Below are 15,203 nucleotides of genomic sequence, written 5' to 3'. Positions count from 1 at the left end.
CCCGCGACCGGCCTCGCGGCGGGTGCGGTACCGCGCTCAGGCCCTTCTCGGCGGGTCAGCCGACCTCCGGGTCGCCCTTCGTGTAGGTCAGCCGCTCGACCTGTCCGGGCTGGAATTCGTCCTTGACCGCCTTGCCGTTCACAAAGAGGTCCATCGCTCCGGCGTCACCCAGTACGAGGTCGATCTTTTCGTTGTCCGTGAAGGTCTTGGACTGGCCCTGGAGGAGCAGGCCGTCGAAGAGCAGCCGTCCGTTGTGGTCCTTCGCGGAGATCCAGCTCTTGCCGTCCTTCGCGGTCAGCTTGACCGTGACCTTGTCCTGCGGGGCCGCCGCGATGGCACTGTCCGAGGGGTTGGGCTTGGGGTCGGCCGGCTTGGTGGGGGTGGGCTTGGTGGTCGGCTTGGTGCCGGACGTGGACCCCTCGGCCACGTTCGCCGAGCCATTGCCGTCGTCTCCGCCGCTGAAGAGCGTGAAGCCGACGAAGCCCACCACGGCGACGATCGCGGCGACCATGGCCGCGGTCCAGTTGGGGCGACGCCGCTCGGGTCGGATCCGCTCCGCTTCGAACATCGGTGCCGCGGGCGTCGGCGAGGGGCGCCCGCCGTGGTCGTCGTCGTACTGCGCGATCAGTTCTGCCGGTTCCAGGCCGACGGCCCGCGCCAGCGTGCGGATGTGTCCGCGCGCGTACACATCGCCGCCGCAGCGGCTGAAGTCGTCCTGCTCGATCGCATGCACGATGGGAATGCGGACGCGAGTCGATGAACTGACCTCGTCGACCGTCAGACCTGCGGCGATACGAGCCTGCTGGATGGCACGACCGATCGAAGGCCGGTCGTCTTCGGGAGAGTTGCCGATAGACACGGGGGCGCCTTTCGAGCGTGAGCCACCTGCTGGATGTTCAGTCTAGGGGGGGTATGAAAGAGAGGGGCAACCGGGAGGGCGGTCTTTGTACGCCATCAGAATCGCCTGACAGCCCGATAGCGGGACCATTTGGCTGTCCCCCCCTCAACTTGACGTGCGAACAAGAGAAACGGTTGCTCGTCGATCTCTTACGGGTGAGACTCGCCCCGGATCTCGGCCAGCATGCCATCCAGTTCGTCCGGTTTCAGCATGACGTCACGCGCCTTCGACCCCTCGCTGGGACCGACGATGTTCCGTGACTCCATCAGATCCATGAGCCTGCCCGCCTTCGCGAAACCGACACGCAGTTTTCGCTGGAGCATCGAAGTCGAGCCGAACTGCGTAGAGACCACCAGCTCGGCCGCCTGGCACAGAAGGTCCAGGTCATCGCCGATGTCCTCGTCGATTTCCTTCTTCTTCGCGGTCCCGACCACGACGTCTTCCCGGAAGACCGGAGCCATCTGGTCCTTGCAGTGCTGGACGATCAGTGCGACCTCGTCCTCCGTCACGAACGCGCCCTGCATACGGGTCGGCTTGTTCGCACCCATCGGCAGGAAAAGACCGTCGCCCTTGCCGATCAGCTTCTCGGCGCCCGGCTGGTCGAGAATGACCCGGCTGTCCGCCAGCGACGAGGTCGCGAAGGAAAGCCGAGAGGGCACATTGGCCTTGATCAGGCCGGTGACGACGTCCACGGAAGGACGCTGCGTGGCGAGCACCAGATGGATGCCGGCCGCTCGGGCCAACTGGGTGATGCGGACGATGGAATCCTCGACGTCGCGCGGCGCGACCATCATGAGGTCCGCGAGCTCGTCGACGATCACCAGCAGATACGGATACGGCGTCAGCTCCCGCTCACTGCCCTCGGGCGCCTTGGCCTTCCCATTCCGCACGGCCTGATTGAAGTCGTCGATGTGCCGGTAGCCGAAGGCCGCGAGGTCGTCGTAGCGCAGGTCCATCTCCCGCACGACCCATTGGAGCGCCTCGGCGGCGCGCTTGGGGTTGGTGATGATCGGGGTGATCAGGTGCGGGATGCCCTCGTACGCGGTGAGCTCGACCCGCTTGGGGTCGACCAGCACCATCCGGACGTCTTCCGGGGTCGCCCGGACCATCACCGAGGTGATGAGGCAGTTGATGCAGGACGACTTTCCGGAGCCGGTGGCGCCCGCGACCAGCACGTGCGGCATCTTCGCGAGGTTGGCCATCACATAGCCGCCCTCGACGTCCTTGCCGAGCGCGACCAGCATCGGATGGTCGTCCTCCGCCGCGTCGGCGAGCCGCAGCACGTCGCCGAGCTTGACCATCTCGCGGTCCGTGTTGGGAATCTCGATACCGACGGCGGACTTGCCGGGGATCGGGCTGATGATGCGTACGTCGGGGCTGGCGACGGCGTACGCGATGTTCTTGGCCAGCGCCGTGATGCGCTCGACCTTCACGGCCGGGCCGAGCTCCACCTCGTACCGGGTGACCGTCGGCCCCCGGGTGAAGCCGGTGACGGCCGCATCGACCTTGAACTCCGTAAAGACGGTGGTCAGTGACGCGACGACGATGTCGTTGGCGGCGCTGCGCGTCTTGCCGGGGCCGCCGCGCTCCAGCAGGTCGAGCGAGGGCAGGGAGTACGTGATGTCCCCGGCCAGCTGAAGCTGCTCGGCCCGGGGCGGCAGCGGCTGGGACTGGGACTCGTCGGGACGCGCCTTCGTCCGGTCGGCCACCTGCGGACGGGCGGGCGGGCCGGCGGCTGCCGTGGGCGCGGGTGCCGTCTCGGGCCCTGCCGCCGATTCCCGCGCGCCGGGTACGGCGGCGGGACGCTCGGTGGACACCCCTTGCGTCAGATCCGCCACCAGCGGCGAGGGCGGCAGCCCGTTCAGCACGGCGCCGTCGAGCGCCGCAGCGGCGGCGGCCGCCACGTCCACGGCGTCCATGGGGCGCGGAGGAGCGGGCTGCACGGAGGCTCTGCGGGGCCGGCGGCGCCTGGTGAGTGCCTCTTCCTCGGCCTGCTCCGCGTCGTACACCTCGGGCGCTTCACTCCGGCGCGCGGACGGGCGGCGCGCGCTCTTGGGAAGCGCCTCGCGCCACTGCTCGTCGTAGCGCTCGTCGTCCTCGGTCTCGTCCTCACCCGGCAGCGGCTCTATGATCCGGAGCTTGACCCCGAGGAGCCGCAGCCGCTGCGGGATGGCGTTGACCGGAGTCGCGGTGACGACCAGCAGCCCGAAGAGCGTGAGCAGCAGAAGCAGCGGTACGGCGAGGACCTCGCCCATGGTGAAGATCAGCGGCATGGAGGCGGCCCAGCCGATCAGCCCGCCCGCGTCCTGCATCGCCTCGGTGCCGTCGGCGCGCCCCGGCGAGCCGCACGCGATGTGGACCTGGCCGAGCACGCCCACGACGAGCGCGGAGAGCCCGATGACGATCCGGCCGTTGGCCTCGGGCTTCTCGGGATAGAGGATCACCCGTACGCCGATGACGCCCAGCAGTATCGGCACGAGCAGGTCGAGTCGGCCGAAGGCGCCGGTCACCAGCATCTCGACGAGGTCGCCGACCGGGCCGCGGAGCTGGGACCAGGTACCGGCCGCGACAATCAGCGCGAGACCGAGCAGCAGCAGCGCCAGGCCGTCCTTGCGGTGCGCCGGATCGAGCCCCTTCGCGCCCCGCCCTATTCCGCGGAACATCGCGCCCACGCCGTGCGCCATGCCCAGCCAGACTGCGCACACCAGCCGGTACACGCCCCCTGTGGGGGACGGCGCGGCCTTGGGTGCGGGCCTGGCCGCAGCCTTCTTGGCGGGCGCTTTTTTCGCGGGCGCGGGCTTCTTGGCGGGCGCTGCCTTCTTCGCGGCGCCAGTTGTACGGCCGGCGCGCGGCTTCGCGGTGCCCGCCGTGCCCTGGGAGCCCTTGCCGGACGTACGTGAGGCCATGGTGCTAGAGGTTACCTGTGCGGACCCCGGCGGACACGTGTGCCCACTGCTTCACCCGTTCGTGTCGTGTGACAAGTGGCCCGGAACTGACGGTGGGTCTGACACTTCTTCAAGCGGCCGACAGGGCGGGCACCAGGGCACGTTGCCCGGTGCCGGGCCCATTCCTGCGCGTCGGTCCCGACCGCCAATCCTGACCGCCAGTCCCGACCGCCAATTCCCGGCGCCGAGCCGGGGCGTCGGTCCTGCGTGCCGCTTCCGGGCGTCAGTTCTGCGCGGACAGCGGAGGCGCATTGCCGCCGGTGCCCGGTTCGAGCGCGTCGAGCGCCCGGCGCAGACCCGTCAGCTTGCGCTCCAGGTGAGCCGCGGTCGCGACCGCGGCCGCGTCGGCCGAGTCGTCGTCGAGCTGCTTGGAGAGCGCCTCGGCCTGCTCCTCAACGGCCGCGAGCCGCGCCGAGAGTTCGGCGAGGAGCCCGGCAGGCTCCTTGACGTCGCCCCCGCCGCCGGCCTGGTTGCTGCCCTCCAGCTGAAGGCGCAGCAGCGCGGCCTGTTCCCGCAGTTGGCAGTTCTTCATGTACAGCTCGACGAACACCGAGACCTTGGCGCGCAGCACCCACGGGTCGAAGGGCTTGGAGATGTAGTCCACCGCGCCCGCCGCGTAACCCCGGAAGGTGTGATGCGGGCCGTGGTTGATGGCGGTGAGAAAGATGATCGGGATGTCCCGGGTCCGCTCTCGCCGCTTGATGTGGGCCGCGGTTTCAAAACCGTCCATACCCGGCATCTGAACGTCCAGCAGAATAACCGCAAAGTCGTCCGTCAACAGCGCCTTGAGCGCTTCCTCCCCTGACGATGCCCGTACCAGTGTCTGATCGAGCGCAGAGAGGATGGCCTCCAGCGCCAACAGATTCTCCGGCCGGTCATCGACCAGGAGGATCTTGGCCTTCTGCACCATGGCCCGTCCTCCTCGCCCCGGCAGTGCACCGGGCGCCGCCCCAGGGGACGACTCTCTTGCGTCGCCCGTCCTTGTGCCGGTCATGCTAGCCGCACCCCGCCTGTCGCCACACCCAGTCACCGCCATGTCACCGTGCACGTAGCAGAAACGCAGTGGGAGACCAGAAGGTTCCCCGAATACCGCGCCCTCACACGCCTCCGGCCACAGTCAGTCAGCAACCAGCTCACTTTCGTACAACCAACGATCACTCCCCACGCATCCACTGGTCCATCACCGACAGCAAATGATCGGGATCGACCGGCTTCGTGACGTAGTCGGAGGCGCCGGCCTCGATGGCCTTCTCCCGGTCGCCCTTCATCGCCTTGGCGGTCAGCGCGATGATCGGCAGGCCCGCGAACTGAGGCATCTTACGGATCGCCGTAGTCGTCGCGTAACCGTCCATCTCCGGCATCATGATATCCATCAGCACGACCGTCACATCGTCGTGCTGCTCAAGGACTTCGATGCCCTCGCGTCCGTTCTCCGCGTACAGCACGGAAAGTCCGTGCTGCTCCAGCACGCTGGTGAGCGCGAAGACATTGCGGATGTCGTCGTCGACGATCAGCACTTTCTCATGGTTGAACTGGATGCCGCGACGCGGCTCCGGCGTCGTCGACTGGCTCATCAGCTCCCAGGGCTCCTGGGAAAGCTGTTCCGCGGGTGCGGCCGACGGCTTGCCCGCGGACAGCGCGGGCAGTTGCCCGGTGCCGCTCAGCGCCTTGCGGCGCCGCCTGAACAGCCCGGAGGAACCGGGCTGCGAGGAGCCGGGCCGGGAGTCCGGGTCGACCGGCGGCAGCGCTTCCACCGGGGAACCGTCCTCGGTGGCGCTCCCCCGCAGCGGCTCCAGAGCGCCGGGCGCGAGCTGCGGGTAGCCCTGCGGAGGCAGTTCACTCGGGTGCAGCGGCAGATACAGCGTGAAGGTGGAGCCGCGGCCCGGCTCGCTGGACGCGTGGATCTCGCCGCCGAGCAGCCGGGCGATCTCCCGGCTGATGGACAGCCCCAGGCCCGTACCGCCGTACTTCCTGCTGGTCGTCCCGTCGGCCTGCTTGAACGCCTCGAAGATCACCCGCATCTTGCTCGCCGCGATACCGATGCCGGTGTCGGTCACCGAGAAGGCGATGAGGTCGGCGTCCGCGTCACGCAGCGAGCCGGCCTCCAGGAGCTGCTCACGGATCGCGTTCGGCACATCGGCGCTGGCCGGCCTGATGACCAGCTCGACGGCGCCCGTGTCGGTGAACTTCACCGCGTTGGCCAGCAGGTTGCGCAGCACCTGCAACAGCCGCTGCTCGTCGGTGTGCAGCGTCGCCGGCAGCTCCGGAGAGACCCGGACGGAGAAGTCCAGGCCCTTCTCCGCGGTGAGCGGCCGGAAGGACGCCTCGACATAATCGACGAGCTGGACCAGCGCGATCCGGGTCGGACTGACGTCCATCTTGCCCGCCTCGACCTTCGACAGGTCGAGGATGTCGTTGATCAGCTGGAGCAGGTCGGAACCGGCGCCGTGGATCGTCTCGGCGAACTCCACCTGCTTCGGCGAGAGATTCCCCTCGGCGTTGTCGGCGAGCAACTTCGCCAGAATAAGCAGCGAGTTGAGCGGCGTACGCAGCTCGTGCGACATGTTCGCCAGGAACTCGGACTTGTACCGCATCGAGACCGCGAGCTGCTCGGCGCGCTCCTCAAGAACCTGCCTGGCCTCTTCGATCTCGGTGTTCTTCACCTCGATGTCGCGGTTCTGCTGCGCCAGCAGCTCGGCCTTGTCCTCCAGTGCGGCGTTGGACACCTGGAGCGCCCGCTGCCGGTTCTCCAGCTCCTCCGAGCGCTCACGCAGCTGCTCCGTCAGCTCCTGGGACTGCTCCAGCAGCACCTCGGTCTTCGAGTTGACGCTGATGGTGTTGACGCTCGTCGCGATCATCTCGGCGATCTGGTTCAGGAAGTCCTTCTGGATCTGAGTGAAGGGCTGGAAGGACGCCAGCTCGATCACGCCGAGGACCTTCCCCTCGAAGAGCACCGGCAGCACGATCACATGCGCCGGCGGGGACTCGCCGAGACCGGAGGAGATCTTGAGATAGCCGGGCGGCACGTTGTCCACCAGGATGGTTCGCTTCTCCTCGGCGGCGGTGCCGATGAGTGTCTCCCCGGGCTTGAAGGAGGTCGGCATGGAACCCGACGAGTAGCCGTAACTGCCCCGCATGCGCAGCTCGTACGCGCTGTCCGCGTCGGCTCCCACTTCGGCGGCCACTTGCCTGCTCAGCGCCAGGAAGAACGCCCCGTGCTGCGCCGAGACCACCGGGGTGAGCTCGCTCATGATCAGCGAGGCCACGTCGTCGAGGTCACGGCGGCCCTGCATCAGGCCGGAGATCCGCGCCAGGTTGCCCTTGAGCCAGTCCTGTTCCTTGTTGGCCAGGGTGGTGTCGCGCAGGTTGGCGATCATCGTGTTGATGTTGTCCTGCAGGACCTGGATCTCGCCCGCCGCATCGACGTCGATCTTCAGATTGAGATCACCGCGGGTCACCGCGGTGGCCACGGCGGCGATCGCGCGCACCTGACGGGTCAGGTTCCCCGCCATCTCGTTCACCGACTCGGTCAGGTCGCGCCAGGTGCCGTCCACGTCACGTACCCGCGCCTGGCCGCCCAACTGGCCGTCCGTACCCACCTCGCGGGCGACTCGCGTCACCTGCTCGGCGAACGACGACAGCTGGTCGACCATCGTGTTGATGGTCGTCTTCAGCTCCAGGATCTCGCCGCGCGCATCAATGTCGATCTTCTTGGTCAGGTCGCCCTTGGCGATGGCGGTGGTGACCATGGCGATCTGGCGTACCTGACCGGTGAGGTTGGACGCCATCGAGTTCACCGACTCGGTGAGGTCCTTCCACGTACCTGACACGCCAGGAACGCGTGCCTGGCCGCCGAGTTCGCCCTCGGTGCCCACCTCGCGGGCCACCCGGGTGACCTCGTCGGCGAACGACGACAGCGTCGTCACCATCGTGTTGACCGTGTCGGCGAGCTGCGCGACCTCGCCGCGTGCCTCGACCGTCACCTTCTTCGTCAGGTCTCCGTTGGCGACCGCCGCCGAGACCTGCGAGATGTTGCGCACCTGCGAAGTCAGGTTGTTCGCCATCAGGTTGACGTTGTCGCTGAGGTCCTTCCAGATGCCGGTGACCCCACGCACCCGGGCCTGGCCCCCGAGGATTCCCTCGGTGCCCACCTCGCGGGCGACCCTGGTCACCTCGTCGGCGAACGACGACAGCTGATCGACCATCGTGTTGACGGTCGTCACCAGCTCCAGGATCTCGCCCTTGGCATCAACGGTGATCTTCTTCGACAGATCGCCCTTGGCGACCGCCGTCGTCACCTCGGCGATGTTGCGGACCTGCGAAGTCAGGTTGTTCGCCATGAAGTTGACGGACTGGGTGAGATCCTTCCAGGTGCCACTGACGCCCTGGACCTCAGCCTGGCCGCCGAGCATGCCCTCGGTACCCACCTCGCGGGCCACCCGGGTCACCTGCTCCGCGAAGTTCGACAGTTGGTCGACCATCGTATTGAGGGTGTTCTTGAGCTCCAGGATCTCGCCGCGCGCATCCACGTCGATCTTCTGCGACAGGTCACCACGGGCGACCGCTGTCGCGACCTGCGCGATGTTACGGACCTGAGCGGTCAGATTCCCGGCCATGCCGTTCACCGAATCGGTCAGATCACGCCACACACCGGCGACGCCGGGCACCTGCGCCTGACCACCGAGCCGTCCGTCCGTACCCACCCCGCGGGCCACCCGGGTCACCTGGTCGGCGAACGAGGAGAGCTGGTCGACCATCGTGTTGATGGTGTTCTTGAGCTCCAGGATCTCGCCGCGCGCATCCACGTCGATCTTCTGCGACAGGTCACCGCGGGCGACCGCTGTCGTCACCTGAGCGATCTGACGCACCTGTGAGGTCAGATTCCCCGCCATGAAGTTGACGGAGTCGGTCAGTTCCTTCCAGGTGCCGCTGACGCCGTCCACCCGGGCCTGGCCGCCGAGGCGGCCCTCCGTACCCACGTCACGCGCCATGCGCGTTACCTGATCGGCGAACGACGACAGCTGATCCACCATCGTGTTGACGGTGTTCTTGAGCTCCAGCATCTCGCCGGAGACATCCACGGTGACCTTCTGCGACAGATCGCCGTTGGCGACCGCCGTCGTCACCTGCGCGATGTTGCGGACCTGCCCAGTGAGGTTACGGAAGGCTGTGTTCACCGAATCGGTGAGGTCCTTCCAGGTCCCCGCAGCGCCCGGCACCTGCGCCTGACCGCCGAGCAACCCCTCGACACCGACCTCGCGCGCCACCCTGGTGACCTCGGAGCCGAAGGACTGGAGCTGGTCCACCATCGTGTTGACGGTGTTCTTCAGTTCCAGCATCTCGCCCGCGACATCAACGGTGACCTTCTGCGACATGTCGCCGTTGGCGACCGCCGTCGTCACCTGGGCGATGTCCCGCACCTGTGTGGTGAGGTTACGGAAGACGGTGTTCACCGAATCGGTGAGGTCCTTCCAGGTCCCCGCAGCGCCCGGCACCTGCGCCTGACCGCCGAGCAGACCCTCGCCACCGACCTCGCTCGCCACTCGTGTGACCTCGTCCGCGAACGTTCGCAGCGTCTCGGTCATCTGGTTCATGGTCTCGGCGAGCTGGGCGACCTCGCCCCTGGCGCTCACCGTGACCTTCCGCGACAGATCGCCGTTGGCGACCGCCGTGGTCACCTCGGCGATACCGCGTACCTGCGCCGTCAGGTTCCCGGCCATGAGGTTGACGGAGTCGGTCAGGTCCTTCCACACGCCGGCCACGCCGGGCACCTGGGCCTGCCCGCCCAGTTCGCCCTCGGTACCGACCTCGCGTGCGACGCGGGTCACCTCGGACGAGAAGGAGGAGAGCTGGTCGACCATCGTGTTGACGGTGTTTTTCAGCTGAAGCATCTCGCCGGCCACATGCACGGTGACCTTGCGCGACAGATCGCCCTTGGCGACCGCTGTCGTGACGAGAGCAATGTCACGTACCTGAGCCGTGAGCCGGTACGCCATGGTGTTGACCGAATCCGTGAGATCTTTCCACGAACCGGACATTCCGCGAACCTGGGCCTGACCGCCCAGCTTGCCCTCGGTACCCACTTCCAGGGCGACTCGGGTGACCTCGTCGGTGAACGCGGAGAGCTGGTCGACAAGGTTGTTGACCGTACGTCCGACCTTCAGGAACTCCCCGCGCAGCGGGTGCCCGGAGCCCTCCGCGACCTGCGAGCGCAGTTCCATCCGCTGGTCCAGATCACCGTCGGCGACCGCCGACAGCACCCGTCCGACCTCGGAAACCGGTCGTACGAGATCGTCGACCAACTCGTTCGAGGCATCGATCGCGGTGGCCCAAGAACCCTCACAGGCGCCTGTTTCCAGCCGTTCGGCCAGTTTTCCCTCACGTCCGACCATGCGGCGCACCCGGGCGATCTCACCGGTCAGATGCAAATTCCGGTCGGCGACCTCGTTGAAAACAGCCGCAATTTCGGACATCACCCCATCGCCCGACACCGTCAGGCGCTTGCGGAAGTTGCCGTCTCTCATCGTTACCAGTGCCGCCAGCAGCCTATTCAGGGCCGCCGTGTCCACTTCGGTTGTCCCATTGCTCCGGGACCGTCCGCCTTTTGCGCGCGAAGTTGTGCTCCGCGCGGCTGCGCCAGACTCCACCGTGTCCCTCCCGCAGGGGTCGACCGTACTCACCGGCTTACGCACCGGGCTTCTCCCGAAGCTTTCCCAGTGTTTCACCCTGGCCGAACCCGGCCATAACAGTTCGGCAGCTTCGCACACCATCCCCGCACCTCGGGGGCGGAAACACCGGTGACCGGCATCCGCACGGACTGCGAAGGTAAGTAACCTGGCATCCGGCTGTCCAGCCGCCCCGGTCCGCCCGGCGGGGGCGGTGACGTGAGATCCACCACCGGGCACCGGAGGGGCGGGCCGACCATGGCAGAACCGGGCGTCGAGACACGAACGAGGAGCGTTGTGATCACCGCGCGGGCCGCTGCCAGCTTCGACCCTGTCGGGCGGTCCGTCGCGACCGCCCGCGCCTTTGTGCGGGACACCCTTCAGGGGTGGGGCTATTCCGACATCGTGGACGACGCGGTCGTTCTGACCAGTGAACTGGTCACCAACGCGGTGGTGCACGCGGGGACCACCGCCGACGTGCTCTGCCTGCGTACGGAAGACGGTGTACGCGTCGAGGTGGCCGACCGCTACCCCGAGCGCGAGGTGCCCCTCCAGGGGACCCCCCAGCAATTCGGCAGCCCCGACCGCGAAGGCGGTCGCGGCCTCCTGCTCTGCGCGGCCCTCGCCTCCCGCTGGGGCGTCGAGTACGCCCCCACCCGGAAGCAGGTCTGGTTCCAACTCGACCTCCCGCACCGCCCCGTCGGCATACGCTCCGCCGGCCCCGTGCTCCCCATCGAGCTGCTCCCGGTCGCCGACGGCCGGGTGCGCGTCGCCGTCGTCCAGATCGACCGCACCGGCGCCATCCGCGCCTGGAACGAGGACGCGGACGAGCTTTTCGGTTACGACGCCGAGCAGGTCACCGGCAAGCAGCTCACCGACTTCGCCGCCTGGCCGCACACCCCCGGCATCGCCACCGGCATCGCCGACGCCCTGCAGCTGTCCCGCTGGGAAGGCAGCTACGGCATCCGCAGCTCCGACGGCCGCGTCATCGCCGTCTACGCGTCCCATCTGCGCGTCCGGGACGTGAACGGCGAGCCGTCCACGGTCTGCCTGCTGGTGCGCGACGCGGAGCGCGCCGTCATCCAGTCCCCGCAGCGCACCCCCACGGACACCCCGGGCGGCGGGCTCACCGACAGCCGCGCCGCTGACCCCTTCGAAGTCTTCATCGGCTCTCCCGCCCCCGACGACCTCGACGGCCTCCTCCAGCGCACCGTGGAGCGCGCCCGCGACATGCTCGACGCCGACTCCGCGTTCCTGCTGCTCGCCACCGACGACGAGACGGAGCTGGAGGTACGGGCCACCACCGGCCTGCCCTCCGCCCGCCAACGCTTCGCCCGCGTCCCTGTGGAGGCCGGCACAGGCCGCTACGGCTCCGCCAGGATGCCCGCCGTCCACGAGGACCTCACGGCCGTCCCAGGCGCTGTCCCGCTCCTCAGTGGCACCGGCATGCGCTCCGTCGTCACCGTCCCCCTCAAGGTCGAGGGTCGCCTCACCGGGTCCCTCGGCGTCGCAGCCGAGGCGGCAGGTCGCTACTCCAACGAGGAGGCGCTGCGCCTGCAGTTCGCGGCGGACCGCATCGCACTGGCCGTCGAGTCCGCGCGGCTGGGCGAGCTGGAGCGTCTGCGCCGCGGTTCGCTCTCGTTCCTCGTAGAGGCTTCCGACCTCCTCGCCGGCACACTCGACCGCGACCAGACCCTCGCGCTGATGGCCCAAATGACGGTGCCCACGCTCGCCACCTGGTGCGCCGTCTACACCATCGCCGACCAGTCCTCCGAGCCGTACCTCTCCTATGTACTCCACGAGGACGAGGAGCGCATCGACGGGCTCAAGGCCCTGCTCTCCAAGATCGACCCACCGGATCCGGTCCCGACGCCGGGCGCCCGCATCTGGACCGCCCCGAGCGAGGCGGCCCACCAGTCCGCGCTGCGTACGTCCATGCGCAGTCTCGGTCTGGGCTCCACCCCGCACCTCGGCTCGGGCATCGGCACCACGCTCGCCACCGCAGCCGCGGTCGGCGGCGAGACCGTGGTCCTGCCGCTGGTCGCCCGTAACCGCGTCATCGGCATGCTCACCCTCGGCAAGCCCACCGACGACCACTTCCGCCAGGAGATCCTGGAGCTCGCCGAGGACCTCTCCCGCCGCGCCGCGCTCGCCCTCGACAACGCGCGCCTGTACTCCGAGCGCATGGCCATCAGCCAGTCCCTCCAGCGCAGCCTGCTGCCGCCCGAGCTGCCACACGTCCCGAACGTCGAGGTCGAGGTCATCTACCGCGCCGCGGGCGAGGGCAATGAGGTCGGCGGCGACTTCTACGACCTCTTCCCGATCCGCGACGGGGCGTACGGCTTCGCCATCGGCGACGTCTGCGGTACGGGCCCGGAGGCGGCCGCCGTCACCGGCCTCGCCCGCCACGCCCTGCGTCTGCTCGCCCGCGAGGGCTTCTCCGGCCCCGCAGTCCTGGAGCGCCTCAACGCGGCGATCCTCGACGAGGGAGCCCGCAGCCGCTTCCTGACGCTCCTGTACGGGGAGTTGTGGCCCCAGGAGGACGGCAGCTCCATCCTCAAGATCGTCTGCGCGGGCCACCCACTGCCGCTGCGCCTGCGCCAGGACGGCTCGGTCGAAGCCGCCGCCGAACCGCAGCCGCTGCTGGGCGTCATGGAGGATCTGGAGCTGTACGAGCAGACCGTCACCCTGGAGCCCGGCGACGTACTCCTGTGCGTCACCGACGGCGTCACCGAGCGCCGGGAGGGCACCCGCATGCTCGGCGACGACGGTCTCGCCGATGTCCTCGCGACCTGCACGGGCCTGACGGCCGGCGCGGTGGCCGCCCGCATCCTGCGCGCCGTCGAGCGCTTCGCCGCGGAACCGGCCTCCGACGACATGGCCATCCTCGCCATGCGCGTCCCCGAACTGCACGCCCAGTAAGCCCCCCGAAGGCCCAGTGGGTACGCGAAAGGCCCCCGCCAACAGGCGGGGGCCTTTCGTCCTGAGCCCCAATACGGAATCGAACCGTAGACCTTCTCCTTACCATGGAGACGCTCTACCGACTGAGCTATTGGGGCCTGTTGCTCTGTGGCAACGGAATCGATCATACCCGAGTCTGCGTGCGTTTCGAAACCGCCCATTCCTCTGGACCACCCCCCTCCGCCCCTGCCAGGCAGGGCATTCAGAAGGCAGGCTGAAGAAGTCCCCCGAGCGCGTTGCACGCCGACACGACGCGCTGGAGGTCCCGCCGCGAGAGTCCGCCGCCGACAGGCAGCGCCAGCGTCTCGTCCGCGGCATGTTCCGTCTCGGGCAGACACACCGGCTGCCGAAATCCCGGCAGCCGGTGGACGGGCGTCTTCACCGGCACGTGACAGTCCACGCCCTTGCGCCGCACGGCGCGCGCGAACGCGTCACGGTCGGGCCGCCCATTGCCGGGGACCCGCACGACGTACTGCTGGTACGCGTGCCCTGCGCGAGCCACCGGAGTACGTACTCCGGTGAGCCTCTCGTCGAAGTACGCGGCCTGAGCCCGCCGTTGAACCAACGCGCTCTCCTCGGCGTCGGCCGCATCGGGGTGCTCCAGAACCAGGAGCCCATGCCTGCGCCCGAGATCCTGCAGCCATCCCAGATCGGCCGGACAGCCGAATCGAGGCACGGCCACGACGGCCGCTGTACGCGATGTCACGGCGGCGGCAGCGGCGCCCGCATCCAGGCAGTAGCTGTCCGGATCGATGTCCACGAACACTGGCAGCGCCCGCACGGCGAGCACCGCCTCTGTCACCTCGACGTTCCCATAAGCCGACACGATGACCTCGTCGCCGGCACCGACACCTGCGCACTTCAGTATTCCGATCGTCCCCATGACTCGGATCGTGGTCGCACAACGTGAACAACAAGTGACAGGGCATAAAAAAACGCTGGTCCCAGAACCGAAGTTCTGGGACCAGCGTTGAATAATTGTTCGGCGGCGTCCTACTCTCCCACAGGGTCCCCCCTGCAGTACCATCGGCGCTGAAAGGCTTAGCTTCCGGGTTCGAAATGTAACCGGGCGTTTCCCTAACGCTATGACCACCGAAACACTATGAAGTTAACCAACCGGTGTATACACAGTTCGTTACTTCAGAACTAACACAGTGGACGCGAGCAACTGAGGACAAGCCCTCGGCCTATTAGTACCAGTCAGCTCCACCCGTTACCGGGCTTCCACATCTGGCCTATCAACCCAGTCGTCTACTGGGAGCCTTAACCACTCAAGGTGGTGGGAATACTCATCTCGAAGCAGGCTTCCCGCTTAGATGCTTTCAGCGGTTATCCTTTCCGAACGTAGCCAACCAGCCGTGCCCTTGGCAGGACAACTGGCACACCAGAGGTTCGTCCGTCCCGGTCCTCTCGTACTAGGGACAGCCCTTCTCAATATTCCTACGCGCGCAGAGGATAGGGACCGAACTGTCTCACGACGTTCTAAACCCAGCTCGCGTACCGCTTTAATGGGCGAACAGCCCAACCCTTGGGACCGACTCCAGCCCCAGGATGCGACGAGCCGACATCGAGGTGCCAAACCATCCGTCGATATGGACTCTTGGGGAAGATCAGCCTGTTATCCCCGGGGTACCTTTTATCCGTTGAGCGACAGCGCTTCCACAAGCCACTGCCGGATCACTAGTCCCGACTTTCGTCCCTGCTCGACCCGTCGGTCTCACAGTCAAGCTCCCT

The 15,203-nt window shown here is 67.7% G+C and carries 6 protein-coding genes, 1 tRNA gene and 2 rRNA genes; 1 reads left to right on the top strand and 8 read right to left on the bottom strand.

Going from position 1 to position 15,203, the window contains the following annotated elements; all coding sequences use genetic code 11:
* Positions 1-55 precede the first annotated feature (55 nt).
* The 4 genes from ABCR94_RS17095 to ABCR94_RS17080 all read right to left on the bottom strand — a co-directional run bounded on the left by ABCR94_RS17095 (position 56) and on the right by ABCR94_RS17080 (position 10,490).
* Positions 56-859, bottom strand: a complete 804-nt coding sequence (locus ABCR94_RS17095; RefSeq protein ID WP_347120175.1) for a helix-turn-helix domain-containing protein — start codon at positions 857-859, stop codon at positions 56-58.
* Between the two features lie 188 nt (positions 860-1,047).
* Entirely contained in the window at positions 1,048-3,804 is a 2,757-nt protein-coding gene (locus ABCR94_RS17090; RefSeq protein WP_347120174.1) for a DNA translocase FtsK, read from the bottom strand.
* 262 nt (positions 3,805-4,066) lie between these two features.
* Positions 4,067-4,753, bottom strand: coding sequence for a response regulator (locus tag ABCR94_RS17085; protein WP_347120173.1), 687 nt, complete (start codon positions 4,751-4,753; stop codon positions 4,067-4,069).
* Positions 4,754-4,997: 244 nt separating this feature from the next.
* Positions 4,998-10,490, bottom strand: a complete 5,493-nt coding sequence (locus ABCR94_RS17080) for a HAMP domain-containing protein (RefSeq protein ID WP_521977163.1) — start codon at positions 10,488-10,490, stop codon at positions 4,998-5,000.
* Between the two features lie 276 nt (positions 10,491-10,766).
* On the opposite strand from ABCR94_RS17080, the gene ABCR94_RS17075 reads away from it, so the two are divergent.
* On the top strand, positions 10,767-13,430 hold the full coding sequence (locus ABCR94_RS17075) for a SpoIIE family protein phosphatase (protein WP_347120171.1): 2,664 nt from the start codon (positions 10,767-10,769) through the stop codon (positions 13,428-13,430).
* Between the two features lie 64 nt (positions 13,431-13,494).
* On the opposite strand, the gene ABCR94_RS17070 is transcribed toward ABCR94_RS17075, so the two are convergent.
* The 4 genes from ABCR94_RS17070 to ABCR94_RS17055 form a co-directional block, all read right to left on the bottom strand.
* Positions 13,495-13,567, bottom strand: a tRNA-Thr gene (locus ABCR94_RS17070).
* Positions 13,568-13,671: 104 nt separating this feature from the next.
* Positions 13,672-14,352, bottom strand: coding sequence for a DegT/DnrJ/EryC1/StrS family aminotransferase (locus ABCR94_RS17065; protein WP_347120170.1), 681 nt, complete (start codon positions 14,350-14,352; stop codon positions 13,672-13,674).
* Positions 14,353-14,449: 97 nt separating this feature from the next.
* A 5S ribosomal RNA gene (gene rrf / locus ABCR94_RS17060) occupies positions 14,450-14,566 on the bottom strand.
* 73 nt (positions 14,567-14,639) lie between these two features.
* Positions 14,640-15,203: ribosomal RNA gene (locus ABCR94_RS17055) — 23S ribosomal RNA — on the bottom strand; the annotation flags it as partial.

The organism is Streptomyces changchenzhani, assembly GCF_039766235.1.
Lineage (GTDB): Bacteria > Actinomycetota > Actinomycetes > Streptomycetales > Streptomycetaceae > Streptomyces.
The sequence above is the reverse complement of the archived record's forward strand: the minus strand, read 5'-3'. Positions and strand labels throughout refer to the sequence as shown.